Annotated in this window: 22 protein-coding genes; 13 read left to right on the forward strand and 9 right to left on the reverse strand. The window is 56.7% G+C overall.

Translation table 11 applies throughout. The annotated features are described in order from the left end of the window. The 3 genes from oadA to citS form a co-directional block, all read right to left on the reverse strand. Positions 1-1,168 (reverse strand): sodium-extruding oxaloacetate decarboxylase subunit alpha (oadA, locus tag ABLV12_RS05065; protein ID WP_348866875.1); only part of this gene is annotated, 1,168 nt, incomplete at its 3' end. A 15-nt stretch (positions 1,169-1,183) separates the two neighbouring features. Next, on the reverse strand, positions 1,184-1,423 hold the full coding sequence (locus tag ABLV12_RS05070) for an oxaloacetate decarboxylase subunit gamma (protein ID WP_201505887.1): 240 nt from the start codon (positions 1,421-1,423) through the stop codon (positions 1,184-1,186). Positions 1,424-1,583: 160 nt separating this feature from the next. Further along, on the reverse strand, positions 1,584-2,924 hold the full coding sequence (gene citS, locus ABLV12_RS05075) for a citrate/sodium symporter CitS (RefSeq protein WP_004108277.1): 1,341 nt from the start codon (positions 2,922-2,924) through the stop codon (positions 1,584-1,586). 278 nt (positions 2,925-3,202) lie between these two features. Here citS and citC point away from each other — a divergent pair, with 278 nt between their 5' ends. The 13 genes from citC to folA all read left to right on the forward strand — a co-directional run bounded on the left by citC (position 3,203) and on the right by folA (position 18,382). After that, positions 3,203-4,231, forward strand: a complete 1,029-nt coding sequence (citC, locus tag ABLV12_RS05080) for a [citrate (pro-3S)-lyase] ligase (RefSeq protein WP_049593847.1) — start codon at positions 3,203-3,205, stop codon at positions 4,229-4,231. Positions 4,232-4,261: 30 nt separating this feature from the next. Beyond that, positions 4,262-4,555, forward strand: coding sequence for a citrate lyase acyl carrier protein (gene citD, locus ABLV12_RS05085; RefSeq protein WP_004108271.1), 294 nt, complete (start codon positions 4,262-4,264; stop codon positions 4,553-4,555). Further along, positions 4,552-5,421: a citrate (pro-3S)-lyase subunit beta gene (citE, locus tag ABLV12_RS05090; RefSeq protein WP_004108268.1), complete on the forward strand. Its 870-nt coding sequence runs from the start codon at positions 4,552-4,554 to the stop codon at positions 5,419-5,421. The genes citD and citE overlap by 4 nt, the downstream gene beginning before the upstream one ends. Before the next feature lie 10 nt (positions 5,422-5,431). Beyond that, positions 5,432-6,958, forward strand: coding sequence for a citrate lyase subunit alpha (citF, locus tag ABLV12_RS05095; RefSeq protein WP_004108265.1), 1,527 nt, complete (start codon positions 5,432-5,434; stop codon positions 6,956-6,958). Positions 6,959-6,977: 19 nt separating this feature from the next. Further along, positions 6,978-7,886, forward strand: a complete 909-nt coding sequence (gene citG, locus ABLV12_RS05100) for a triphosphoribosyl-dephospho-CoA synthase CitG (protein WP_348866876.1) — start codon at positions 6,978-6,980, stop codon at positions 7,884-7,886. 247 nt (positions 7,887-8,133) lie between these two features. Then, positions 8,134-8,955 (forward strand): 4-hydroxy-tetrahydrodipicolinate reductase, encoded by an 822-nt coding sequence (dapB, locus tag ABLV12_RS05105; RefSeq protein ID WP_004108255.1) that lies wholly within the window; start codon positions 8,134-8,136, stop codon positions 8,953-8,955. Between the two features lie 457 nt (positions 8,956-9,412). Further along, on the forward strand, positions 9,413-10,561 hold the full coding sequence (carA, locus tag ABLV12_RS05110) for a glutamine-hydrolyzing carbamoyl-phosphate synthase small subunit (RefSeq protein WP_017145012.1): 1,149 nt from the start codon (positions 9,413-9,415) through the stop codon (positions 10,559-10,561). An 18-nt stretch (positions 10,562-10,579) separates the two neighbouring features. Further along, complete coding sequence (gene carB, locus ABLV12_RS05115) at positions 10,580-13,804, forward strand: carbamoyl-phosphate synthase large subunit (RefSeq protein WP_004108241.1); 3,225 nt, start codon at positions 10,580-10,582, stop codon at positions 13,802-13,804. Between the two features lie 138 nt (positions 13,805-13,942). After that, positions 13,943-14,827 carry an ROK family protein gene (locus ABLV12_RS05120; protein WP_049101540.1) on the forward strand — a complete coding sequence of 295 codons (885 nt, stop codon included), beginning with the start codon at positions 13,943-13,945 and terminating at the stop codon, positions 14,825-14,827. 103 nt (positions 14,828-14,930) lie between these two features. Further along, positions 14,931-15,164 carry a YgdI/YgdR family lipoprotein gene (locus ABLV12_RS05125; protein WP_004108236.1) on the forward strand — a complete coding sequence of 78 codons (234 nt, stop codon included), beginning with the start codon at positions 14,931-14,933 and terminating at the stop codon, positions 15,162-15,164. Between the two features lie 149 nt (positions 15,165-15,313). Beyond that, entirely contained in the window at positions 15,314-15,847 is a 534-nt protein-coding gene (kefF, locus tag ABLV12_RS05130) for a glutathione-regulated potassium-efflux system oxidoreductase KefF (RefSeq protein ID WP_004108234.1), read from the forward strand. After that, positions 15,840-17,705, forward strand: a complete 1,866-nt coding sequence (gene kefC, locus ABLV12_RS05135) for a glutathione-regulated potassium-efflux system protein KefC (protein ID WP_004108233.1) — start codon at positions 15,840-15,842, stop codon at positions 17,703-17,705. The genes kefF and kefC overlap by 8 nt, the downstream gene beginning before the upstream one ends. A 197-nt stretch (positions 17,706-17,902) precedes the next feature. Further along, positions 17,903-18,382 carry a type 3 dihydrofolate reductase gene (gene folA, locus ABLV12_RS05140; protein ID WP_004108231.1) on the forward strand — a complete coding sequence of 160 codons (480 nt, stop codon included), beginning with the start codon at positions 17,903-17,905 and terminating at the stop codon, positions 18,380-18,382. 40 nt (positions 18,383-18,422) lie between these two features. Here the strand turns inward: folA and apaH are convergent, their stop codons facing one another. The 6 genes from apaH to lptD form a co-directional block, all read right to left on the reverse strand. Beyond that, on the reverse strand, positions 18,423-19,271 hold the full coding sequence (gene apaH, locus ABLV12_RS05145; protein ID WP_004108229.1) for a bis(5'-nucleosyl)-tetraphosphatase (symmetrical) ApaH: 849 nt from the start codon (positions 19,269-19,271) through the stop codon (positions 18,423-18,425). Between the two features lie 4 nt (positions 19,272-19,275). After that, the gene (gene apaG / locus ABLV12_RS05150; RefSeq protein WP_004108227.1) at positions 19,276-19,653 is read right to left on the reverse strand and encodes a Co2+/Mg2+ efflux protein ApaG; all 378 of its coding nucleotides are present in this window, start codon (positions 19,651-19,653) and stop codon (positions 19,276-19,278) included. A gap of 2 nt (positions 19,654-19,655) precedes the next feature. Beyond that, the gene (rsmA, locus tag ABLV12_RS05155) at positions 19,656-20,477 is read right to left on the reverse strand and encodes a 16S rRNA (adenine(1518)-N(6)/adenine(1519)-N(6))-dimethyltransferase RsmA (protein ID WP_004108225.1); all 822 of its coding nucleotides are present in this window, start codon (positions 20,475-20,477) and stop codon (positions 19,656-19,658) included. After that, positions 20,474-21,463 carry a 4-hydroxythreonine-4-phosphate dehydrogenase PdxA gene (gene pdxA / locus ABLV12_RS05160; protein ID WP_024273721.1) on the reverse strand — a complete coding sequence of 330 codons (990 nt, stop codon included), beginning with the start codon at positions 21,461-21,463 and terminating at the stop codon, positions 20,474-20,476. The genes rsmA and pdxA overlap by 4 nt, the downstream gene beginning before the upstream one ends. Positions 21,464-21,575: 112 nt before the next feature. Beyond that, positions 21,576-22,862 carry a peptidylprolyl isomerase SurA gene (surA, locus tag ABLV12_RS05165; RefSeq protein WP_016807501.1) on the reverse strand — a complete coding sequence of 429 codons (1,287 nt, stop codon included), beginning with the start codon at positions 22,860-22,862 and terminating at the stop codon, positions 21,576-21,578. 53 nt (positions 22,863-22,915) lie between these two features. Next, positions 22,916-25,258, reverse strand: a complete 2,343-nt coding sequence (lptD, locus tag ABLV12_RS05170; protein ID WP_016807502.1) for an LPS assembly protein LptD — start codon at positions 25,256-25,258, stop codon at positions 22,916-22,918. Between the last annotated feature and the right edge of the window lie 171 nt (positions 25,259-25,429).

Here is a 25,429-nt window from a genome sequence, read left to right on the forward strand (position 1 = left end):
CTTCCAGCACGCGGGCCTGCAATGCCGCATTCACCGGCACCGGGGTGTGGCCGTATTCGCCCTTCAGAATGCCGGCAGTCTCCTTCGCGATGGTTTTGTAGCGCTCGCCGGTCAGCACGTTCAGCACCGCCTGGGTGCCGACAATCTGCGAGGTCGGGGTGACCAGCGGGATGAAGCCGAGGTCCTCGCGCACGCGGGGGATTTCCGCCAGCACCTCATCCAGACGGTGGGCGGCGTTCTGCTGCTTCAGCTGGCCCTCGAGGTTGGTGAGCATCCCGCCCGGCACCTGGGCCACGAGGATACGGCTGTCGGTGCCCTTCAGCTGGCCTTCGAAGGCGTGGTATTTCCTGCGCACCTCGCGGAAGTACGCCGCGATGCTCTCCAGCCTGAGGATATCCAGCCCGGTGTCATATTTTGTGCCCGCCAGCGTCGCCGCCAGCGCCTCGGTGGCCGGGTGGCCGTAGGTGGCGCTCATGGAAGAGATGGCGGTATCGACGCCGTCGACGCCCGCCTCGATGGCCTTCAGCAGGGCCATCTCCGCCATCCCGGTGGTGGCATGAGCATGCAGGTGCAGCCTGACGTCATAGCGTTTTTTGATTTCACTCACCAGCTCAAAGGCGGCCATCGGGGTGAGAATGCCGGACATGTCTTTAATCGCAATGGAATCGACGCCGGTTTCCAGCAGCTGTTCGGTCAGGTCCAGCCAGGTCTGTAGCGTGTGCGCCGGGCTGGTGGTGTACGAGAGCGTGCCCTGGGCGTGGGCGCCGTGGCTGCGCACCGCCTGCAGGGCGGCTTTCATATTGCGCGGGTCGTTCATGGCGTCGAAGACGCGGAACACGTCCATGCCGTTTTTGACGGCGCGCTCAGTGAAGCGCTCCACCACGTCATCGGCGTAGTGGCGGTAGCCGAGGAGGTTCTGGCCGCGGAGCAGCATCTGCAGGGGGGTCTTCGGCATGGCCTTTTTGAGCTCGCGCAGGCGGACCCAGGGGTCCTCGCCGAGGAAGCGGATGCAGGCGTCAAAGGTGGCACCGCCCCAGCATTCAAGGGACCAGTAGCCCGCGTCGTCGAGCTGAGCGGCGACGGGGAGCATATCGTCGAGGCGCAGGCGGGTGGCGAAAAGGGACTGGTGGGCGTCGCGCAGGACGACATCGGTAATGGCAACGGTCATGGATTCCTCCGTGAATTAAGGGTTAAGTCGGCGATGGTGGTGGAGAGCGGCGGCAATCACCGGCTTTAAGCGGGCGAAATCGTCAGCGGGCGCAGGTGCCGCCTTCGGGGCCGGAGCCGGTTCAGGGAAGAAGCGGTTAACGGCGGCGGACATGCCCTGAATGGCGAAAATCAGCAGAAACAGAAACGCCAGCACGAATCCCATGCCGAGGAACATCAGGGTGAAGCCTTCACCCAGCAGTACAGCTTCAGTCATTGAAAAACCCTAAAGTAAGGGCACGACGGCGTGTTTGAAGGCTAACCAAACGATACTTCCGGCTAAGGAGTAGGGTGGATTTCCCGAAGCCGCCCCCGGCTCTGGCCCCTAATTGGCATCGCTGTGGTTGACGCTCAAACATCGCCATCGTGCGTGTTGGTTACATCATCATGCCGAACACAATGCTGGCGATGACCAGCACAATACCGCCGCCCAGACGGGAGGAGATTTGCGCATAAGAGATAAGATTCATACGGTTACAGGCAGAGAGCACTTCCAGGTCGCCTGAGCCGCCGCGGTTAGCCATGCACAGGCCTGCGGTGATGGCGGATTCGATCGGGAAGAAGCCAATCATCCAGCCGCCGACGGCCGCCCCGACGACAGCACCTACGACGATTACCGCAGCGATGATGACGTTCGCGAAGGTAATCGCGTCGATAATTTCCTGCAGGTCGGTGTAGCACACGCCGACTCCGACCATCAGTACCCACAGCAGCTGCTTAGAGAAGAAGTCAGACAGGCGTTTGGCCCCGGCTTTGATCTCCGGCGAGCAGAGGCCGGAAGCATTCAGCGCCGCGACGATCAGCACCATCCAGGCAAAATAGTGGATTGACACACCGCCAATGCTTGGCAGAATTTTCTTGGCAATGACGTAGGCCAGCAGGAAACAGGTGGTGGCGAGCACCAGGCCGACCGCCGTTTCGCGATGGGTAATCTGGCCTGCTTTTTCATCATCATCGACTTTAAAGGAGGCTTTACGTACCAGTTCGCCTTCCCCGCTCAGCCAGGTGTGTTTTTTACCGATAATATCGAGCAGTGCGGCAAAAACGATGGCGAAGATATTGGCGATGGTCAGAATGGCAATCGCGGTGGAGTAGTACTCTTCACGGGAGCGGCCGGTGACGGAGTGATAAATTTCGGACAGCGGAACCGCGCCTGCGCCGTTGCCGCCGCCCATAATCGGCAGAACGTACAGCATCATGATGCGGTCTACGGAAATACCGAAGCACAGGCCGATGATAATCCCGAAGATAGATGCGCCGAGGATCCCCATAAGGATCGTCGGAATATAACCCAGCAGCGATTTCAACAGCAGTTTACGGTTAACCGAGAGAATTGCGCCAGTTATCAAAACTGCGATGAATAAGTTCAGGAAATTGCTTTTATCCATCACATTAGTGATTGCATCAATTTCTTTTTGGGTAAAAATGCCTGCGTAAACGAAATAAGCAGCTACGAGGAAGATCATCACCGGCGCGCCGCCAATATATTTATTAAATATCGGCAGCCGTTTGCCAATTTCGCCAAAGATGGCGCCGATAATAAACATGATGGCGAAGCCGCCAACAATGTCGGTCGGCAGCGCGTTATAAAAATGTGAAAGTAGTAAAGTGATTAACGCAAACGCGTATAGCGGAAGCGGCATGCCGAAGATTTTAAACTTCAGCAGTTCACTTACACCATTTTTCTCCGTCGAAGGAGCCTGGCTCATATTAGTCATATGACGTCACCCTGTTAAAAAAAGGAATAATGCCGTTAGAAAAAGCAATAATAGGACGGCGGCATAATAATAAAGATGCGCTACGGCGATATGTGATTACGTTCACTGATTAGTCGTGTTTTTAATTAATTTAATTGTTTTTATTCTTCTGAATTAATTAACAACATAAAAACCATAAAGCAAATTAAGGTACGGGGAAAAGTGTGATTCAAATAAAAGAACCGCTACGGGAACGGTGGCGAAATACAGCTCGTTTTGGTCAATGAAGCGCGAAAAAAATGAATCTGATATTAAAACGCGTCGTGGTACAGAAAGATCCCCGGCGGCGAGAGGCCGTTGACCTCTTTCTTCATCAGCATCAGCTCTCGCTGGAGGCGGATTGCGAAATAGTGATTGTCGCCGAGTACCAGCGGCGCATTGTTGGCTGCGGCGCGATTGCCGGATGCGTGCTGAAGTGCATTGCCGTCGACCCGTCGCTGCAGGGAGAAGGGCTTAGCCTGAAGCTGCTGACTGAACTGATGACCCTGGCGTATGAGCTGGGCCGCAGCGAGCTGTTTCTGTTCACTAAACCTTATAACGCGGCCCTCTTTTCCTGCGCCGGTTTCTGGCCTATCGCCCGTGCGGGCGACAGGGCCGTTTTGATGGAGAACAGCCGCGAACGCCTGGCCCGCTATTGCCGCCAGCTCAGGATGTATCGCCAGCCCGGAGAAAAAATCGGCGCCATCGTAATGAACGCCAATCCCTTTACGCTGGGGCATCGCTGGCTGGTGGAGCAAGCCGCTCGCCAGTGCGACTGGCTGCATCTTTTCGTAGTGAAGGAAGATGCTTCATTTTTCAGCTACCAGGATCGCGTGGCGCTGATCGAGCAGGGGATCGCCGGGATCGATAACGTGACCCTGCATCCGGGATCGGCCTATCTGATCTCGCGCGCCACTTTCCCCGGCTACTTCCTGAAAGACAAAGGCGTGGTTGACGATTGCCACTGCCAGATCGATCTGCAGCTGTTTCGCGAACATTTAGCTCCGGCGCTGGGGGTCACCCACCGCTTTGTCGGCAGCGAACCGCTGTGCGAATTAACCCGTAATTACAACCTGCGTATGCGACAGCTGCTGGAAGCGCCCGGCGACGCGCCGACCATTGAAGTGGTTGAGCTGGCGCGGGTTGAGAAAGAGGGCGCGCCGATTTCCGCTTCCCGGGTGCGCAAGCTGTATCAGCAGCGCCAGTGGTCGGCTATCGAGCCGCTGGTACCGCCGGGAACGCTCGCTTTTCTGATGCATCTGGCGGAAAGCGAACGCCAGACCGCCTGATTTTACCGCCATAACTAAGGATCAGCCTCTATGGAAATGATGATTGACGCCCTGGCCGGCACGCTGGAGTCCAGCGATGTGATGGTCAGGATTGGGCCTGCGAATGAGCCAGGTATTCAGCTTGAAATCGACAGCATTGTGAAGCAGCAGTTTGGCGCGGCGATTGAACGCGTCGTCAGAGAGACGCTGACCCAGCTTGGCGTTACCCGGGCGAACGTCGTCGTCGATGATAAAGGCGCGCTCGAATGCGTGCTGAAGGCTCGCGTCCAGGCCGCAGCGCTGCGCGCGGCGCAACAATCTCAACCGCAATGGAGCCAGCTATGAAACCTCGTCGCAGTATGCTGTTTATCCCCGGCGCCAACGCCGCGATGTTAAGCACCTCTTTTGTCTACGGCGCTGACGCGGTGATGTTTGACCTCGAAGACGCCGTCTCGCTACGAGAAAAAGATACCGCTCGCCTGCTGGTGCATCATGCGCTCCAGCATCCACTCTACCGGGATGTGGAAACCGTGGTGCGTATTAACCCGCTCAGCACGCCGTTCGGCCTTGCCGACCTTGAGGCGGTGGTGCGGGCAGGTGTCGACATGGTGCGTCTGCCGAAAACCGATAGCAAAGAAGATATTCATGAGCTGGAGGCTCACGTCGAACGTATTGAGCGCGAGTGCGGTCGGGAGGTGGGCAGCACCAAATTAATGGCGGCGATTGAGTCGGCGCTGGGCGTGGTGAACGCGGTAGAAATCGCCCGCGCCAGTCCGCGTCTGTCGGCCATTGCGCTGGCGGCCTTCGACTACGTCATGGATATGGGGACCTGCCGCGGCGACGGCACGGAGCTGTTCTACGCCCGCTGCGCGGTGCTGCACGCGGCCCGCGTCGCCGGAATCGCGGCCTATGACGTCGTGTGGTCGGACATTAACAATGAAGAGGGTTTCCTCGCGGAAGCGAATCTGGCGAAAAATCTCGGCTTTAACGGCAAATCGCTGGTTAACCCGCGCCAGATTGAGCTGCTGCACCAGGTTTATGCCCCAACGCTGAAAGAAGTTGAGCATGCGCGGGACGTCATCGCGGCGGCGGAAGAGGCGGAAGAACGCGGACTCGGCGTGGTCTCGCTAAACGGCAAGATGATAGATGGACCGATTATCGATCATGCGCGCAAAGTCGTGGCGCTGTCGGCTTCCGGCATTCGTGATTAAGGAGGAAATAATGAAAGAGACCGTGGCAATGCTTAATCAACAGTACGTCATGCCGGAAGGATTAGAACCTTACGCAGGGGTAACGGCGAAGAGTCCGTGGCTGGCCAGTGAAAGCGAAAAGCGGCAGCGTAAAGTCTGCGCTTCGCTGGAGGAGGCGATTCGCCGCTCCGGGCTGCAAAACGGTATGACCATCTCCTTCCATCACGCGTTTCGCGGCGGTGACAAGGTGGTCAATATGGTGGTGGCGAAGCTGGCTGAAATGGGCTTTCGCGATCTGACGCTGGCCTCAAGCTCGCTGATCGACGCCCACTGGCCGCTGATCGAGCACATAAAAAACGGCGTGATCCGGCAGATTTATACCTCCGGTCTGCGCGGGAAGCTGGGGGAAGAGATCTCCGCCGGGCTGATGGAAAATCCGGTACAAATCCATTCCCACGGCGGCCGGGCGTATTTAGTGCAAACCGGTGAGCTAACCATTGACGTGGCGTTCCTCGGCGTGCCGTGCTGCGATGAATATGGCAATGCCAACGGCTTTAGCGGTAAATCCCGCTGCGGCTCGCTGGGTTACGCCAAAGTGGATGCCGATGCCGCCAGATGCGTGGTACTGCTGACTGAAGAGTGGGTGGATTATCCGAACTATCCGGCCAGCATCGCCCAGGATCAGGTGGATCTGATCGTGCAGGTTGATGAAGTCGGCGATCCGGCGAAAATCACCGCTGGCGCGATCCGTCTGACCAGCAACCCACGCGAGCTGCTGATCGCCCGCCAGGCGGCTAAAGTCATCGAACATTCGGGCTACTTCAAAGAGGGCTTCTCTTTGCAAACCGGTACCGGCGGCGCATCGCTGGCGGTAACTCGCTTCCTCGAAGATAAGATGCGTCGTAACAATATCACCGCCAGCTTTGGTTTGGGCGGGATTACCGGCACGATGGTCGATCTGCATGAAAAGGGCTTGATCAAAGCGCTGCTGGATACCCAATCTTTCGACGGCGATGCCGCCCGTTCGCTGGCGAACAACCCTAACCATATCGAAATTTCCGCTAATCAGTACGCCAATCCCGGTTCGAAAGGGATCTCCTGCGAACGCCTGAATGTGGTGATGCTCAGCGCGCTGGAAATCGACACCGGATTTAACGTTAACGTGATGACCGGCTCCAACGGTGTCCTGCGCGGGGCGTCCGGCGGCCATAGCGATACGGCGGCAGGCGCGGATTTAACCATTATCACCGCGCCGCTGGTGCGTGGGCGTATTCCGTGCGTGGTGGAGAAAGTCCTGACTCGCGTCACGCCGGGGGCCAGCGTGGATGTGCTGGTGACCGACCACGGTATTGCCGTTAACCCGGCGCGTCAGGACCTGATTGATAACCTGCGTAACGCGGGCATCCAGCTCATGACCATCGAAGAGCTACAGCAGCGCGCCGAACTGTTGACCGGCAAGCCTGATCCGATCGAATTCACCGATCGGGTCGTGGCCGTGGTGCGCTATCGCGATGGTTCGGTGATCGACGTGATTCGTCAGGTTAAAACCGCTGGTTAAACGCGCTGAGGAGAAAGGCATGAGCGAAGTGATAATAAGCCAGCATCGGCCATTGAGCCGTCAAACGGTGACGGCTGAGGAGATGGTTTCTCGCGTGGGACGGGCGCTACTGACTGAAGTTCGCCTGACGCCGAAGCCGGGTCTGGTGGATATTCGTAATGCCGGCGCGCATCGGGATATGGATCTGGCCACCTTTGAGGCCAGTACGGCGGTTGTCGCCCCGTGGATGGAGAAGTTTTTCATTATGGGACACGACACCGCCAATATCACGCCGGAACAGGTGTTGACGATGCTGCGTCCGGTGGGCATGGCCTGCGAGACGGATATGCTGGAAGCCACCGGCGGGGTGAACACCCATCGCGGCGCGATCTTCGCTTTTGGCCTGCTCTGCGCGGCGGCGGGAAGACTGGTTGCCAGAGGGGAGCCGGTTGAACAGCATCGGGTTTGCGATCAGGTGGCCCGATTCTGTCGCGGCCTGGTGGCGCGCGAGCTCTCCTCCTCTGAAGGAAAGAAGGTGAGCAAAGGCGAAGGGCATTTCCTGCGCTACGGGCTCTCCGGCGCCAGAGGAGAAGCGGAAAGCGGCTTTCACACCGTGCGCACTCAGGCGATGCCGGTATTCAATCGCGTCATGGCGAATACCGGCGACGCCAATCTGGCGTTATTGCAGACCCTGCTGCATCTGATGGCCTGGAATGACGATACCAATCTGGTATCGCGCGGTGGGCTGGAAGGGCTGAATTTTGTTCAGCAGCAGGCGCAAAAACTGCTGTGGGAAGGCGGAGTGCTGGCCGATGTCGGGCTGGAAGCGCTGCGCCAGCTCGATGATGAACTGATTGTTCGCCATCTTAGCCCTGGCGGCAGCGCTGACCTGCTGGCGGTAACCTGGTTCCTGTCTGGTTTTCCTGCCGGGGAGATGTTCCTGCATTAATTGCCCGGTTTTTCATCGATAGCTGACCCCGGATTGACCTGCACATGGCTGAACCGGGGTTCCAGCCCCATTTGTTCATTCCTTCTCTCTGCCCAATGGCCGATTCCCGGCATAATCGTATAGTTTTTACTGATATCGGCGGCAGTTTGTCATAAATTTCTAATTATCGGTGTTTTTGAGTAGCGGCTCATCGTTGGGCTGGTTACTCTGAAAACAATTTACGTAGTGTTAACAAAAGAGAATAGCTATGCATGATGCACATATCCGCGTGGCCATCGCGGGCGCGGGCGGCCGGATGGGACGCCAGTTAATTCAGGCGGTACAGCAGATGGAAGGCGCGGCGCTTGGCGCGGCGCTGGAGCGCGAAGGTTCCTCGCTGCTCGGCAGCGATGCGGGCGAACTGGCGGGCGCGGGCAAGTCAGGGGTGGTGGTGCAGAGCAGCCTTGAGGCGGTAAAAGACGATTTCGATGTCTTCATCGATTTCACCCGTCCGGAAGGCACGCTGAACCATCTCGCTTTTTGCCGTCAACATGGTAAAGGCATGGTTATCGGCACCACCGGTTTTGACGACGCCGGGAAGCAGGCCATTCGCGAGGCGTCGCAGGAGATCGCCATCGTCTTTGCCGCAAACTTTAGCGTTGGCGTTAACGTTATGCTTAAGCTGCTGGAGAAAGCGGCGAAGGTGATGGGCGACTATACCGATATTGAGATTATTGAAGCGCATCATCGCCATAAAGTCGACGCGCCATCAGGTACGGCGCTGGCGATGGGCGAGGCGATTGCCGGCGCGCTGGATAAAGATCTGAAGGAGTGCGCGGTATACAGTCGCGAAGGCTATACCGGTGAGCGCGTTCCCGGCACCATCGGCTTTGCAACCGTGCGCGCCGGGGATATCGTCGGCGAACATACGGCGATGTTTGCGGATATCGGCGAACGTATTGAAATCAGCCATAAGGCTTCCAGCCGGATGACTTTTGCAAATGGTGCCGTTCGCTCTGCATTATGGCTAAAAGGCAAGAAAAATGGTCTTTTTGATATGCGTGATGTGCTTGAATTGAACTCTTTATAACGATTATTACCCATCGTGATGTGGTTATTGCTTTCAATAAGTAATTGATTGCAAGGGGCAATACTTTATTGCCCTTTTTTATTTTTTGATTTTTGCGATTTTTATTGGATGAACCCTCCAAAAAAATACATTATCCACCCTGATTTTGTTGTTTTATTGTAAATTTTGACTATCCGGTCCACTTTTTTACACCTTGAGCGCAGTTTTTACACTCTTCCTCCTCCGCAAGCGTTTTCCCAGGCGAGTTAGTTGATCTTTTTGCCGCTTAAAGCAGAGATTACAGAGTAGTCGCCTGAAACAAGATTAAAAATATCCGCTTTAAGTTGACTTTTACCCGCCATCTCTCCAGAATGCCGCCGTTTGCCAAAATTCTGCGGGCAACAGATTTGCATTGATTCAGATCTACATTATGAATTAATATGCAAATAAAGTGAGTGGATATTCTCTGGAGGGTGTTTTGATTAAGTCAGCGCTATTGGTTCTGGAAGACGGAACCCAGTTTCACGGTCGGGCCATTGGGGCTACCGGCACGGCGGTTGGGGAAGTCGTTTTCAATACTTCAATGACCGGTTATCAAGAAATCCTCACTGATCCTTCCTATTCCCGCCAAATCGTCACTCTAACTTATCCCCATATCGGCAATGTCGGCACCAATGCCGCTGATGAAGAATCTTCTCAGGTACACGCGCAGGGTCTGGTCATTCGCGATCTGCCGCTGATTGCCAGCAACTTCCGCAATACCGAAGACCTCTCTTCTTATCTGAAGCGCCATAACATTGTAGCGATTGCCGATATCGACACCCGTAAGCTGACCCGCCTGCTGCGTGAAAAAGGCGCGCAGAACGGCTGCATCATCGCCGGCGATAGCCCGGATGCGCAGCTGGCGCTGGAAAAGGCAAAAGCGTTCCCGGGCCTTAACGGTATGGATCTGGCGAAGGAAGTAACCACCGCAGAAACCTACAGCTGGACGCAGGGAAGCTGGACCCTTGCGGGTGACCTGCCGGAAGCCAAAGCGGAAAGCGAGCTGCCGTTTCACGTGGTGGCCTACGATTTCGGCGCCAAGCGCAACATTTTGCGCATGCTGGTAGACCGCGGCTGCCGTCTGACGGTGGTGCCGGCTAAGACTCCTGCCGAAGAGGTGCTGAAGATGAATCCGGACGGGATCTTCCTGTCCAACGGTCCCGGCGACCCGGCGCCTTGTGACTACGCTATCGACGCGATTGAGAAGTTTCTGGAAACCAGCGTTCCTGTATTCGGCATTTGCCTCGGCCACCAGCTGCTGGCGCTGGCGAGCGGCGCGAAGACCGTGAAGATGAAGTTCGGCCACCACGGCGGCAACCATCCGGTAAAAGATATTGATAACAACGTGGTGATGATCACCGCGCAGAACCACGGTTTCGCGGTGGATGAAGCGTCTATGCCGGCCAACCTGCGCGTCACCCATAAGTCGCTGTTCGACGGCACCCTGCAGGGGATTCATCGTACTGACAAACCGGCGTTCAGCTTCCAGGGACACCCGGAGGCGAGCCCCGGCCCGCACGATGCCGCACCGCTGTTCGACCATTTTATCGAGTTAATTAAGCAGTACCGTCAGTCCGCGAAATAATCAGGAGTTAAGAGAGCCATGCCAAAACGTACAGATATAAAAAGCATCCTGATTCTGGGCGCGGGCCCGATTGTTATCGGTCAGGCGTGTGAATTTGACTACTCCGGCGCCCAGGCGTGTAAAGCGCTGCGCGAAGAGGGCTACCGCGTCATTCTGGTGAACTCTAACCCGGCCACCATCATGACCGACCCGGAAATGGCCGATGCTACCTACATCGAGCCGATTCACTGGGAAGTGGTGCGCAAGATCATTGAGAAAGAGCGTCCGGATGCGGTTCTGCCGACCATGGGCGGCCAGACGGCGCTGAACTGCGCGCTGGAGCTGGAGCGTCAGGGCGTGCTGGCAGAGTTCGGCGTGACCATGATTGGCGCGACCGCCGACGCGATTGATAAAGCGGAAGACCGTCGCCGTTTCGACGTGGCAATGAAGAAAATTGGCCTCGACACCGCGCGTTCCGGGATCGCACATACCATGGAAGAAGCGCTGGCGGTTGCCGCTGAAGTTGGCTTCCCGTGCATCATCCGTCCTTCCTTTACTATGGGCGGCACCGGCGGCGGTATCGCCTACAACCGCGAAGAGTTCGAAGAAATCTGCGAACGCGGTCTGGATCTCTCGCCGACGAATGAGCTGCTGATTGATGAGTCGCTGATTGGCTGGAAAGAGTACGAGATGGAAGTGGTGCGTGATAAAAACGACAACTGCATCATCGTCTGCTCTATTGAAAACTTCGACGCAATGGGTATCCACACCGGCGACTCCATCACCGTCGCGCCGGCACAGACCCTGACCGATAAAGAGTACCAAATCATGCGTAACGCCTCGATGGCGGTACTGCGTGAAATCGGCGTAGAGACCGGCGGTTCCAACGTTCAGTTCTCGGTGAACCCGAAAGATGGCCGCCTGATCGTTATTGAAATGAACCCGCGCGTCTCCCGCTCCTCGGCGCTGGCCTCGAAAGCCACCGGCTTCCCGATCGCTAAAGTGGCGGCGAAGCTGGCGGTCGGTTACACCCTTGATGAGCTGATGAACGATATCACCGGCGGCCGCACCCCGGCGTCGTTTGAGCCGTCCATCGACTACGTTGTGACCAAAATCCCACGCTTCAACTTTGAAAAATTCGTCGGCGCCAACGACCGTCTGACCACCCAGATGAAATCGGTGGGCGAAGTGATGGCGATTGGCCGCACCCAGCAGGAATCCCTGCAGAAAGCGCTGCGCGGTCTGGAAGTGGGCGCCACCGGCTTCGACCCGAAAGTGAGCCTCGACGATCCGGAAGCGCTGACCAAAATCCGCCGCGAACTGAAAGATGCTGGCGCTGAGCGTATCTGGTACATCGCTGACGCTTTCCGCGCGGGCCTCTCCGTTGATGGCGTGTTCAACCTGACCAATATCGACCGCTGGTTCCTGGTGCAGATTGAAGAGCTGGTGCGTCTGGAGGAGAAAGTGGCTGAAGTCGGTATTACCGGCCTCGACGCCGACTTCCTGCGTCAGCTCAAGCGTAAAGGCTTTGCCGATGCGCGTCTGGCGAAGCTGGCTGGCGTGCGCGAAGCGGAAATCCGCAAGCTGCGCGACCAGTATGACCTGCACCCGGTCTACAAGCGCGTGGATACCTGCGCGGCGGAATTCGCTACCGACACCGCCTATATGTACTCCACCTATGAAGATGAGTGCGAAGCCAATCCGTCCGTTGACCGCGATAAAATCATGGTGCTCGGCGGCGGCCCGAACCGTATCGGCCAGGGCATCGAGTTCGACTACTGCTGCGTCCATGCCTCCCTGGCGCTGCGCGAAGACGGCTACGAGACCATTATGGTCAACTGTAACCCGGAAACCGTCTCTACCGATTACGACACCTCTGACCGCCTCTACTTTGAGCCGGTGACGCTGGAAGACGTGCTGGAAATCGTGCGCATTGAGAAGCCGAAAGGCGTTATCGTGCAGTACGGCGGCCAGACGCCGCTGAAGCTGGCGCGTGCGCTGGAAGCCGCAGGCGTGCCGGTTATCGGCACCAGCCCGGATGCAATCGACCGTGCGGAAGACCGTGAGCGCTTCCAGCACGCGGTTGACCGCCTGAAACTGAAGCAGCCGGCGAACGCCACCGTGACCGCGATCGAAATGGCGGTCGAGAAGGCGAAAGAGATTGGCTACCCGCTGGTGGTGCGCCCGTCCTACGTTCTCGGCGGCCGCGCGATGGAAATCGTCTACGACGAAATCGACCTGCGTCGCTACTTCCAGACCGCCGTCAGCGTCTCTAACGATGCGCCGGTGCTGCTGGACCGCTTCCTTGACGATGCGGTTGAAGTTGACGTCGATGCCATCTGCGACGGCGAAATGGTGCTGATTGGCGGCATCATGGAGCATATCGAGCAGGCGGGCGTACACTCCGGCGACTCCGCGTGTTCGCTGCCGGCCTACACCCTGAGCCAGGAAATTCAGGATGTGATGCGCGAGCAGGTGCAGAAGCTGGCCTTTGAGCTGCAGGTACGCGGTCTGATGAACGTGCAGTTTGCGGTCAAAAACAACGAAGTCTACCTGATTGAAGTCAACCCGCGCGCGGCGCGTACCGTCCCGTTTGTCTCGAAAGCCACCGGCGTACCGCTGGCGAAAGTCGCGGCGCGCGTGATGGCGGGCAAAACGCTGGCTCAGCAGGGCGTCACTAAAGAGATCATCCCGCCGTACTATTCGGTGAAAGAGGTGGTTCTGCCGTTTAACAAATTCCCGGGCGTTGACCCGCTGTTAGGGCCAGAAATGCGCTCTACCGGTGAAGTCATGGGCGTTGGCCGCACCTTCGCGGAAGCGTTCGCCAAGGCGCAGTTAGGCAGCAACTCGACGATGAAGAAACAGGGACGCGCGTTGCTCTCCGTACGCGAAGGCGACAAAGAGCGCGTGGTGGATCTGGCGGCAAAACTGCTGAAGTTTGGTTTCGAGCTGGATGCAACCCACGGTACTGCGATTGTGCTGGGCGAAGCCGGCATCAACCCGCGTCTGGTGAACAAGGTGCATGAAGGCCGCCCGCACATTCAGGACCGCATCAAGAATGGCGAATACACCTACATCATCAACACCACCGCAGGCCGTCAGGCGATTGAAGACTCCAAGCTGATTCGCCGCAGCGCCCTGCAGTACAAAGTGCACTACGACACCACGCTGAACGGCGGTTTCGCTACCGCAATGGCCCTCAATGCCAACGCGATAGAGAAAGTGACCTCGGTGCAGGAAATGCACGCGCAGATTAAAAAGTAATCTCATCTGCCAGTAAAAGCGCCTCCGGTGGCCAACGCCGGAGGCGCTTTTTTTTGCGTTGCGATAAAGCGAAATAGGGGGAGAGGGTTCATCCTTAATGGAACAAAACCATTTCATGACGCACGCAAGGATAACGACATGGCGATACTTTTGTTTGATTGGGGCGGCACATCGATTAAATATGGCGTCTGGCAGCAGGGGGAGCTGAAGGACACCGCATCGGTTGAGACGCCTGATAGCTGGGAAGAGATGAAAAATCGGCTATTGGAACTTTATCAACAGTTTCAGTCGCGCTACGCCATTAATGGGATCTCAATTAGTGCTCCTGGGTGCGTGGATCCGCAGAGCGGGGTCATTAGCGGCCTGAGCGCCATTCCCTATATTCATCACTTTCCCATCGTCGAAGAGCTTTCCGGGCTGTTTTCACTGCCGGTATGCATTGAGAACGACGCCAACTCGGCGGGTATCGCCGAGGCGGCATTGGGCGCGGGCCGCGAGTATGACAGCGTACTGTTTGTGATTGCCGGTTCAGGTATCGGTGGCGCCATTGTCGACAATAAAGTCCTGCGCCACGGCAGCCATCGCTACGCCGGGGAATTTGGCATGATGACCCTGCACGAGGGGCAAACCTTTAGCGAACTGGCAACCGCCGTCGCTACGGCGCGTCGTTATGCCCGGCGCATGTCGCTGGCGGCTGACTCCGTCTCCGGAGAGGATGTCTTTCGCCTGGCTGAGGAGGGCGACAATATCGCGCAGCAGGAAGTGGCGCAGTTTTACCACTGGATGGCGATAGGCTTACTGAATTTGCAGGTGTGCTACGACCCAGACTGCCTGATTATCGGCGGCGGTATCTCCGCCAGCGATAAGATTTTTAACGGCATCAAGCAGCGCCTGAACGAGCTGGTGAATGAAAAAGATTTAGCAGAATTTTTACCGCAGGTGGTGCTCTGCCAATACCGCAACGATGCTAACCTGATCGGCGCGGCGGTGAACTTCGAACAAAAACAGAGGGATCGGCGCTAACAGGCCACTTCGGAGAGTTCTGGTTTTCTCTCCCCGGACAGTCAGCTAGCCTAAAGTGGTTAGGGTGATAATGAATATGACTGAATAACGGGAGAGAAACACCATGTACAACAAGCCCCTCACCGCCGCTATTTTTGCCGCTGCAGCGCTTTTCACCGTGGCTGGCTGTTCATCTAATCAGTCGCTAAAAACCACCGATGGCAAAACTATTGTCACCGATGGCAAACCCCAGGTGGATGACGACACCGGTCTGGTGTCCTACAAAAACGCGGAAACCGGTCGTACCGAGCAGATCAATCGCGATCAGGTTAAATCGATGGATGAACTGGATAACTAAGCGTTATTCATGGCCCCGTATCGCGGGGTCACCCCTGCCTGAGCGATCCTCGCCCTGAATGAGAGATAAATCACACTTATCATTGTAAGCGATTCGATTAACTGTCTACACTCTTGCTGATTACAACAAGAGCTAACGCAGGCTAATCAATGATCCTCATAATTTATGCGCACCCTTATCCGCAGCACTCGCATGCGAATAAGCGGATGCTTGAGCAGGCAGGGACGCTTGACGGCGTAGAGATACGCTCCCTCTATCAGCTTTATCCTGACTTTAATATTGACATCGCCGCCGAGCAGGCGGCGCTGGCTCGTGCCGATCTGGTTATCTGGCAGCATCCGATGCAGTGGTACAGCGTGCCGCCGCTGCTCAAGCTGTGGATGGATAAAGTGCTGGCGCACGGCTGGGCATACGGTCACAACGGTATCGCGCTGCGCGGTAAATCGCTGATGTGGGCGGTTACTACCGGCGGCGGCGAAAGCCACTTTGATATTGGTTCCTTTCCCGGTTTCGACGTCCTGGCGCAGCCGCTGCAGGCGACAGCCCTCTACTGCGGCATGACATGGCTACCGCCGTTTGCGATGCATTGCACTTTTATCTGTGATGACGAAACCCTACAGGCGCAGGCGCGCCGCTATCGGCAACGCTTAATCGAATGGCAGGAGGCGCACAACCATGGATAGCCATACGCTGATACAGGCGCTCATCTATTTAGGCTCCGCCGCGCTGATCGTGCCGATTGCCGTACGTCTTGGCTTAGGGTCGGTGCTCGGCTACTTAATTGCCGGCTGTATTATTGGCCCGTGGGGGCTGCGGCTGGTCACCGACGCCGAGTCGATTCTGCACTTCGCGGAAATCGGCGTGGTGCTGATGCTTTTCGTTATCGGTCTTGAGCTCGATCCCCAGCGCCTGTGGAAACTTCGCGCTTCGGTGTTCGGCGGCGGGGCGCTGCAGATGGTCGTCTGCGGCGTGCTGATCGGCCTGTTCTGCATGTCGCTTGGTCTGCGCTGGCAGGTTGCCGAGCTGATTGGCATGACGCTGGCGCTCTCTTCAACGGCGATCGCTATGCAGGCGATGAACGAGCGTAACCTGACGGTCACCCAGTTGGGCCGGAGCGCCTTTGCGGTGCTGCTGTTCCAGGATATTGCGGCTATTCCTCTGGTGGCGATGATCCCGCTGCTGGCGGCGAGCGGCGGCTCGACGACGCTGGGCGCGTTTGCACTCTCGGCCCTGAAAGTGGCGGGTGCGCTGGCGCTGGTGGTGGTGCTTGGCCGCTATCTGACCCGGCCGATGCTGCGTTTTGTTGCGCGCTCCGGCCTGCGTGAAGTCTTCAGCGCCGTGGCCCTGTTCCTGGTGTTTGGCTTCGGGCTGCTGCTGGAAGAGGTTGGGCTGTCGATGGCGATGGGGGCATTCCTGGCCGGGGTGTTGCTGGCGAGCTCGGAGTACCGCCACGCTCTCGAAAGCGATATTGAACCGTTTAAGGGGCTGCTGCTGGGGCTGTTTTTTATCGGCGTCGGGATGTCTATCGACTTCGGTACTCTGGTGACTCATCCGCTGCGGATCCTGATTTTGCTGGTGGGATTTCTGGTGATTAAATCCCTGATGCTGTGGTTGATCGCCAGGCCATTAGGCGTACCCCGCGCGCAGCGCCGCTGGTTTGCGGTGCTGCTGGGGCAGGGGAGTGAATTTGCCTTTGTGGTCTTCGGCGCGGCGCAGATGGCCGATGTCCTGGACGGCGAATGGGCGAAGGCGCTGACCCTGGCGGTGGCGCTATCGATGGCTGCCACGCCAATCCTGCTGGTGTTGCTGACCCGTCTGGAGAAATCCACCAGCGGTCAGGAGCGCGAGGCGGATGAAATTGACGAAGAGCAGCCGCGGGTAATTATTGCCGGCTTTGGCCGCTACGGGCAGATTGCCGGCCGCGTGCTGCTCTCCAGCGGCGTGAAGATGGTGATTCTCGATCACGATCCTGACCACGTCGATACCCTGCGTAAGTTTGATATGAAGGTGTTCTACGGCGATGCGACGCGGGTTGACCTGCTGGAGTCGGCGGGGGCGGAAAAAGCGGAAGTGCTGATTAACGCCATCGACGATCCGCAGACAAACCTGCAGCTGGCGGAGCTGGCAAAAGAGCATTTCCCGCATCTGCAGATCATCTCCCGCGCCCGCGATGTCGATCATTACATCAAGCTGCGCCAGGCCGGCGTTGAGGCGCCGGAGCGTGAAACCTTTGAAGCGGCGCTGAAGTCCGGGCGTATGACGCTTGAGGCGCTGGGCCTGGGAGCCTACGAGGCCCGCGAGCGCGCCGATCTGTTCCGCCGTTTCAACCTGCAAATGGTCGAAGAGATGGTGGCCATGGCGGAAAACGATGCGGCCTCGCGGGTGGCGGTATTCAAGCGCACCAGCGATATGCTGACCGGAATAATCAACGAAGACCGCAACCATTTATCGCTGGTTCAGCGTCATGGCTGGCAAGGAACGGAAGAGGGGAGGCATACCGGTGATATCGCTGATGAGCCGGAAAATAAACCCCCGGCATAAGGGGGAATTCAGGGTGTTACGTTAGCTTTACAAGTAACATTTTGTTTTCAATTTAAATCCTGTCTGGCGGCTCGCGGGGCTTACGTGGGCTCGCCAGCAAATCTTAAAATTTTCTGATTCTTTACTCTCCGCCCAGTCGACGAAGTATTACGCTTTCCGTATAGTGGCGGCAATTTTTTGCATTCGGGAATTATTCAATGATCAGTCTGATTGCGGCGTTAGCGGTAGATCGCGTCATTGGTATGGAAAATGCCATGCCGTGGAATCTGCCTGCCGATCTCGCCTGGTTTAAGCGCAATACCTTAAACAAACCGGTAGTGATGGGGCGTCTCACCTGGGAATCTATCGGTCGCCCGTTACCGGGGCGTAAAAATATCGTTATTAGCAGCCAGCCCGGCACCGACGATCGCGTGCAGTGGGTGAAGTCGGTCGATGAAGCCATCGCCGCCTGCGGCGACGTCGAAGAGATGATGGTGATCGGCGGCGGACGCGTTTATGAGCAGTTCCTGCCAAAAGCGCAAAAGCTTTATCTGACCCATATTGATGCGGAAGTGGAAGGCGATACTCATTTCCCGGATTACGATCCGGACGAGTGGGAGTCGGTATTCAGCGAGTTCCACGATGCTGATGCGCAGAATTCCCATAGTTACTGCTTCGAGATTCTGGAGCGTCGCTAAGGTTTTCCCCGGTGGCGTTCGCTCACCGGGGTGACTCTCTTCAGGAGGCGATCGCCTCGCCTTCATCAAGATTTGGCTGCCGGTTTGACGGCTGCGTGAAGTACGTCTTATCTTCCCAGCGCAGGCAGGTCAGATCGCCGCCCCAGCAGCAGCCGGTATCCAGCGCGTAAATACCTTCCGGCGTGCCTTTTCCTTCCAGCGAAGCCCAGTGACCGAAGGCGATGCTGTATTCGCTGGCCACCGGGCCGGGAATCGCAAACCACGGCTTGAGCGGCGCGGGCGCGTTTTCCGGCGCCTCTTTGGCATACATATCCAGCTGGCCGTTCGGGAAGCAGTAGCGCATGCGGGTAAAAGCGTTAGAGATAAAGCGCAGGCGCGCCAGTCCGCTCAGTTCGTTGCTCCAGTTGTTCGGCATGTCGCCGTACATCGCATCGAGGAAGAACGGATAGGAGTCGCTGGCAAGCACGGCTTCCACGTCGCGTGCGCACTGTTTAGCGGTTTCCAGATCCCACTGCGGCGTGATCCCGGCGTGGGCCATAACCAGCTTTTTCTCTTCATCGATTTGCATCATCGGCTGACGACGCAGCCAGTTGAGCAGATCGTCGGCGTCCGGCGCCTCAAGCAGCGATTTCAGCCGATCTTTGGGTTTATTGCGGCTAATGCCCGCAAAGACCGCCAGCAGGTGCAGGTCATGATTGCCCAGCACGATGCGTACGCTGTCGCCAAGCTGTTTCACGAAACGCAGTACTTCGAGCGAACCGGGGCCGCGCGCGACCAGGTCGCCCGTCAGCCACAGCGTATCAGTCTCAGGGTTAAACTCCACCTGCTCTAATAGTGCGATCAGTTCATCGTAGCAACCGTGAACGTCGCCAATAAGGTATGTAGACATTGTTTTAATGGATGAGAGTGGGTACTGCGAGACGGAAAACAGGGATTTCAATGGTGAACGGCGCGCCGTTCACATCGATCATCTCATAATGTCCCTGCATGGTGCCCAGCGGCGTTTCAATGACCGCGCCGCTGGTATATTGGTATTCACCGCCGGCCGGAATATGCGGCTGCTCGCCGACAACGCCTTCCCCCTGGACTTCGGTCTCACGACCGTGCCCATTGGTGATAAGCCAGTAGCGGCCAAGAAGCTGAACCTGAGTCCGCCCCAGATTGCGAATGGTGACGGTATAAGCGAAGACGTAGCGCTCTTCTTGCGGAGAAGATTGCGATTCGATATAGACGCTTTGCACCTGTACACAAACTCGGGGCGAATTAATCATGGTTAGCTCTCCTTGGTGGGCGCGTTCTCAGATAACCAGTTAGCTAGCTGACAGTACTGCGCCACGGAAATATTCTCTGCGCGCTTCGCCGGGTCGATGCCCAGCTCGGTCAGAACTTCAACGCTGAACAGATTGCCCAGACTGTTGCGGATCGTTTTCCGACGCTGGTTAAATGCTTCTGTCGTGATGCGGCTCAGCACGCGTACATCTTTAACGGGATGCGGCAGCGTGCGGTAAGGCACCAGGCGCACCACGGCGGAATCAACTTTAGGCGGCGGCGTAAAGGCGCTCGGCGGAACTTCAAGCACCGGGATAATCTGGCAGTAGTACTGCGCCATGACGCTTAGTCGACCATACGCCTTACTGTTCGGCCCGGCAACCAGACGATTGACCACCTCTTTTTGCAGCATAAAGTGCATATCGGCAATGGCATCAGTATAGCTGAACAGATGGAACATCAGCGGGGTCGAGATGTTGTACGGCAGGTTGCCGAATACGCGCAGCGGTTGGCCCATGTTCTGCGACAGCTCGCCGAAGTTCATGGTCATCGCATCCTGCTGATAAATCGTCAGCTTTGGTCCGAGGAACGGATGCGTTTGCAGACGAGCGGCCAGGTCGCGGTCCAGCTCGATAACGGTGAGCTGGTCGAGGCGTTCACCGACCGGTTCGGTCAGCGCGGCGAGGCCGGGGCCGATTTCAACAATCGCCTGGCCTTTCTGTGGATTGATGGCCGAGACAATGCTGTCGATCACAAACCGATCGTTGAGAAAGTTTTGCCCGAAGCGTTTACGGGCTAAGTGGCCCTGATGGACTCGATTATTCATTGAGTATTAACAATCATTTTAATGGCGAGATTAAGCGCCGTGATAAAACTGCCGACTTCCGCTTTCCCCTGGCCCGCAAGTTCAAGCGCGGTGCCGTGGTCAACGGAAGTGCGAATAAATGGTAAACCGAGCGTAATATTCACGCCGCGGCCAAAGCCCTGGTATTTTAGCACGGGCAGGCCCTGATCGTGATACATCGCGAGTACCGCATCGGCATGGTCGAGATATTTCGGCTGAAACAGGGTATCCGCCGGCAGCGGGCCGCTGAGATTCATCCCCTTCGCGCGCATCTCTTCCAGCACCGGAATAATGGTATCAATCTCTTCCGTACCCATATGGCCGCCTTCGCCCGCGTGCGGGTTCAGGCCGCAAACCAGCACGTGCGGGTTATTGATGCCAAATTTGGTGCGCAGATCGTGATGCAGAATGGTGATGATTTCCCGCAGCAGCTCGGGGGTAATCGCATCGCTTATTGCTTTAAGCGGCAGGTGAGTGGTCACCAGCGCCACGCGCAGCGCTTCGGTCGCCAGCATCATCACCACTTTACTGGCCTGCGAGCGCTCTTCAAAGAACTCGGTATGACCGGTGAAGGCGATTCCCGCATCGTTGATAATGCCCTTGTGCACCGGCCCGGTAATCAGCGCGGCGAATTCGCCGTTCAGACAGCCATCACAGGCGCGGGCCAGCGTTTCCACCACATAGCTGCCGTTGCTGACGTTGAGCACGCCTGGCTCAACCGGCGCATTGAGAGCGACGGGAAGAAGCGTCAGGGTGCCTGCGCGCTGTGGCGTAGCGGGAACGGTAGGGTCATAAGGCAGAAGCGATAAAGGAAGACCGAGCAGGCTTGCCCGGTCGGATAACAGAGCGCCATCGGCGCAAATCACCAGCTCGACCGGCCAGTCGCGCTGCGCAAGCTGCACAACGAGATCGGGGCCAATCCCGGCAGGTTCGCCGGGAGTGATAACAACTCGATTCATACACTTCATCCTTCAGGCGTTCTCTTACTGGCTGCGTTTCGTCGCCCCAGTCAGAGACCAGGGCGATTCGCCGAGCCGCCTCGATACACCCTGAGTGATGTTGTGTATGAGGCTAATGCGATTAGTTGCTCAGTACCTTAACGTAGGCGCTGGCGCGCTGTTCCTGCATCCAGGTAGCCGCTTCTTCAGAGAATTTACGGTTCATCAGCATGCGGTAAGCGCGATCTTTCTGCGCGGCGTCGGTTCTGTCGACGTTGCGGGTATCCAGCAGCTCAATCAGGTGCCAGCCGAAGGATGAGTGAACCGGTGCGCTGGTCTGGCCTTTATTGAGGCGCAGAATAGCGTCGCGGAAGGCCGGATCGAAGATATCCGGCGTTGCCCAGCCTAAATCACCGCCCTGGTTTGCCGAACCCGGATCTTCAGAGAACTCTTTTGCCGCTTTAGCAAATGTGGTTTTGCCGCTCTTAATGTCAGCCGCAATTTGCTCCAGCTTTGCCCGGGCCTGATTGTCATTCATGATCGGCGACGGTTTCAGCAGGATGTGGCGGGCGTGAACTTCAGTCACGGAGATATTCTGGCTGCCGCCGCGCATATCGTTGATTTTCAAAATATGGAAGCCAACGCCGGAACGTACCGGACCAACGATATCGCCTTTCTTAGCCGTGCTCAGCGCCTGGGCGAAGATGCCCGGCAGTTCCTGAATACGACCCCAGCCCATCTGGCCGCCTTTCAGCGCCTGCTGGTCGGCTGAGTAGGTGATCGCCAGTTTGCCGAAATCCGCGCCGCTGCGCGCCTGCTGAACCACCGAGTTGGCCTGGTCCTGAGCTTCTGCCACCTGCTCGGAAGTGGGGTTTTCCGGCAGCGGGATCAGAATGTGGCTGAGGTTGAGTTCGGTGCTGGCGTCGTTCTGATCGCCAATCTGCTTGGCCAGGGTTTCAACTTCCTGCGGCAGAACGGTAATACGGCGACGTACTTCGTTGTTACGCACTTCCGAAATCAGCATCTCTTTGCGGATCTGATTACGATAGGTGTTGTAGTTAATACCGTCATAGGCCAGACGGCTGCGCATCTGATCCATGGTCATGTTGTTCTGTTTGGCGATGTTGGCGATAGCCTGGTCCAGCTGATCGTCAGTGATCTTCACGCCCATTTTCTGACCCATCTGCAGGACAATCTGGTCCATGATCAGACGCTCAAGGATCTGATGACGCAGGGTGGCGTCATCCGGCAGCTGCTGCCCGGCCTGGCCGGCGTTAAGTTTTACCGATTGCATCAAGCCATCGACGTCGCTTTCCAGAACAACGCCATTATTGACGACAGCCGCTACTTTATCGACAACCTGTGGGGCAGCGAAACTGGTATTCGCGATCATGGCGATACCGAGAAGCAGCGTTTTCCAGTTCTTCATACTTTTTCCATTTCAATTAACCGCAATTGCGGATTACGTTTAAACCAGCCACATCACAGGGAGCTCTGGTACGGTAAAATGTTCGAACGCAGCATCTGCTGGGTGCCGAGACCGTAATTGGAGCTCAGGCCGCGCAGCTCAATGTTAAAGCCGAAGGTATTGTCGTATTTGCTTTCGCTGCTGCTGTTATCCCAGCCGTTGATCTTACGTTCATAGCCAACGCGGATAGCGTAGCAGCAGGAGCTATACTGCACCCCTAACATCTGGTTCGCTGACTTTCTGGTATTCGTATCGTAGTAATACGCGCCGACGACTGCCCAACGATCGACGATTGGCCAGCTGGCGGTCATTCCCACCTGCGAAATACCATCTTTATACTGCTTAGCGGTGGAATACGAAGGCAGAGTCGCCTGAATGTATTCCGGACTTGCATAACGATAGTTAAGTTGTACTAAACGGTTTTCGTCGCGACGGTATTCCACGGTTCCGCTGCTGGTCGCGACGTTATCCAGACGCGTATCGTACTGAATTCCCCCGCGTAAACCCCAGTCGTCGGTAATGCGCCAGTAGGTATCCCCGGCCCATACCAGTGAACCTCGCGTGTCGTTGTTCTCCCAGTTGATGTTGTCGTCACCGGTACGTGCTTCGGTGAAATAGTAGATTTGACCAACGGAAATATTAAAACGTTCAACTGCGGCGGCATCATAAACGCGAGATGTGATGCCGGTGGAGACCTGGTTGGCGGACGCAATACGGTCCAGACCGCTGTAGGTGCGGTCGCGGAACAGGCCGCTGTAGTCTGATTGCAACAGCGTTGAGTCGTAGCTGCCGATCTTACTCTGGTCACGATACGGGATATACAGATACTGCATGCGCGGTTCAAGCGTCTGGGTATAGTTCTCTTGCATATCGCGCTCGAAAACCATTTTGCCGTCGACTTTAAACTGCGGCATGACGCGGTTAACGGAGTCTTTATAGTCAGTGCCGTTGGTCGCGTTGTAGCTATCAAGGTTGCTTTGCTGGTAATGGGTGGCCAGCAGTTTTGCCTCAGTATTGATGCTTCCCCAGCCGTTAGACAGCGGCAGGTTGATGGTTGGCTCAAGGTGAAGACGCGTTGCTTCCGGCATTTTGCTGTTCGAGTTAACAAAATGCACCGCCTGGCCATAAAGATGCGTATCAAACGGGCCGACGTCGTTCTGGTAGTAGTTCACGTCCAGCTGCGGCTCGGCGGAATAGGCATTGCTTGAGTCGCGGTCAAAGACCTGGAACTGCTTGGTCGATACGGTGGCGTCGAAGTTCTGATTCGCGTAGCCGGCGCTGAGTTTCTGCGTGGCATAGCCATCGGTACTGGAACCGTATTTGGAGCTGAAATCGTTAAAGTAGTCCGGGTCGCTGACTTTGGTGTAGTCGGCGTTGAAACGCCACACCTGGTCTACGACGCCTGAATGGTTCCAGTAGAACAGCCAGCGGCGGCTGTTGCTGTCGTTCGAATGATCGTCATGATAAATTTTATCCGACGGCAGGTAGTCGAACTCAAATAAACCGGTCCCTGCTTTGGTCAGATAGCGGAATTCGTTTTCCCACATCACGCCGCCGCGCTTGCTCATATAGTGCGGGGTCAGGGTGGCGTCAAAGTTAGGCGCGATATTCCAGTAGTAAGGGAGATAGAACTCCGCGCCGTTTTTGGTGCTGTATTTAGCGTTGGGGATCAGAAAACCTGAACGGCGCTTATCGCCCACCGGCAGCTGCAGGTAGGGACTATAAAAAATCGGCACCGAACCGAGCTTAAAGCGCGCGTTCCAGATCTCAGCCACCTGCTCTTCGCGGTCGTGGATAACTTCGCTGCCGACCACGCTCCAGGTGTCAGAGCCCGGCAGACAGGAGGTAAAGCTGCCGTTTTCCAGAATGGTGTAGCGGTTTTCGCCGCGCTGCTTCATCAGGTCAGCGGTACCGCGCCCCTGACGGCCTACCATTTGGTAATCGCCCTGCCAGACGTTGGTATCTTTGGTGTTGAGATTCGACCAGGCCTTCGGCCCTTTGAGGATCACCTGATTATCGTCATAGTGCACGTTGCCGAGGGCATCAACCGTCCGCACCGGCTGCGGCTGGCCTTCCGCCTGCTGCTGGTGGAGCTGGACCTCATCGGCCTGCAGCCGGCTGTTTCCCTGATTAATATCGACGTTGCCGGTAAATACGGCGTTATCAGGGTAGTTGCCTTTCGCATGATCGGCATCGATCGTCACCGGCAGGTCGTTGGGTTTCCCTTCGACCAAAGGACGATTGTAGCTTGGGACGCCAAGCATACACTGCGTGGCGAGATCGGCAGCGAGGCCCTGTTGGCTATACAAGGCGCTGGCGATCATGGTGGCCAGGAGGCTGGGAATACGTTTTTTCATACGTTGTATTTGTTGTTCCGTCATCGTGTGGCAGCGGCTTGCAAACGGTCAGAGCCTAACTTACTCGTCTAAATCGCGCTAGTGTTAATCCTGCCCGTTTCGAGCCCGAGCGTTAGGCACCGTGTAGAATGACGAGTATGATAAAGCAAATTATAGGCTATGTCCCACAAT

The organism is Klebsiella sp. CN_Kp100, from assembly GCF_040065315.1.
GTDB lineage: Bacteria > Pseudomonadota > Gammaproteobacteria > Enterobacterales > Enterobacteriaceae > Klebsiella > Klebsiella oxytoca.

Excerpts from the sequence above, each read along its gene's own strand:
- citD (WP_004108271.1), top strand. The coding sequence starts at position 4,262 with ATGGAAATGATGATTGACGCCCTGGCCGGCACGCTGGAGTCCAGCGAT.
- carB (WP_004108241.1), top strand. The coding sequence starts at position 10,580 with ATGCCAAAACGTACAGATATAAAAAGCATCCTGATTCTGGGCGCGGGC.
- citS (WP_004108277.1), bottom strand. The coding sequence starts at position 2,924 with ATGACTAATATGAGCCAGGCTCCTTCGACGGAGAAAAATGGTGTAAGT.
- ABLV12_RS05070 (WP_201505887.1), bottom strand. The coding sequence starts at position 1,423 with ATGACTGAAGCTGTACTGCTGGGTGAAGGCTTCACCCTGATGTTCCTC.
- rsmA (WP_004108225.1), bottom strand. The coding sequence starts at position 20,477 with ATGAATAATCGAGTCCATCAGGGCCACTTAGCCCGTAAACGCTTCGGG.
- folA (WP_004108231.1), top strand. The coding sequence starts at position 17,903 with ATGATCAGTCTGATTGCGGCGTTAGCGGTAGATCGCGTCATTGGTATG.
- ABLV12_RS05125 (WP_004108236.1), top strand. The coding sequence starts at position 14,931 with ATGTACAACAAGCCCCTCACCGCCGCTATTTTTGCCGCTGCAGCGCTT.
- citC (WP_049593847.1), top strand. The coding sequence starts at position 3,203 with ATGAATCTGATATTAAAACGCGTCGTGGTACAGAAAGATCCCCGGCGG.
- kefC (WP_004108233.1), top strand. The coding sequence starts at position 15,840 with ATGGATAGCCATACGCTGATACAGGCGCTCATCTATTTAGGCTCCGCC.
- surA (WP_016807501.1), bottom strand. The coding sequence starts at position 22,862 with ATGAAGAACTGGAAAACGCTGCTTCTCGGTATCGCCATGATCGCGAAT.
- citE (WP_004108268.1), top strand. The coding sequence starts at position 4,552 with ATGAAACCTCGTCGCAGTATGCTGTTTATCCCCGGCGCCAACGCCGCG.
- ABLV12_RS05120 (WP_049101540.1), top strand. The coding sequence starts at position 13,943 with ATGGCGATACTTTTGTTTGATTGGGGCGGCACATCGATTAAATATGGC.
- apaH (WP_004108229.1), bottom strand. The coding sequence starts at position 19,271 with ATGTCTACATACCTTATTGGCGACGTTCACGGTTGCTACGATGAACTG.
- lptD (WP_016807502.1), bottom strand. The coding sequence starts at position 25,258 with ATGAAAAAACGTATTCCCAGCCTCCTGGCCACCATGATCGCCAGCGCC.
- citG (WP_348866876.1), top strand. The coding sequence starts at position 6,978 with ATGAGCGAAGTGATAATAAGCCAGCATCGGCCATTGAGCCGTCAAACG.
- dapB (WP_004108255.1), top strand. The coding sequence starts at position 8,134 with ATGCATGATGCACATATCCGCGTGGCCATCGCGGGCGCGGGCGGCCGG.
- pdxA (WP_024273721.1), bottom strand. The coding sequence starts at position 21,463 with ATGAAGTGTATGAATCGAGTTGTTATCACTCCCGGCGAACCTGCCGGG.
- citF (WP_004108265.1), top strand. The coding sequence starts at position 5,432 with ATGAAAGAGACCGTGGCAATGCTTAATCAACAGTACGTCATGCCGGAA.
- kefF (WP_004108234.1), top strand. The coding sequence starts at position 15,314 with ATGATCCTCATAATTTATGCGCACCCTTATCCGCAGCACTCGCATGCG.
- apaG (WP_004108227.1), bottom strand. The coding sequence starts at position 19,653 with ATGATTAATTCGCCCCGAGTTTGTGTACAGGTGCAAAGCGTCTATATC.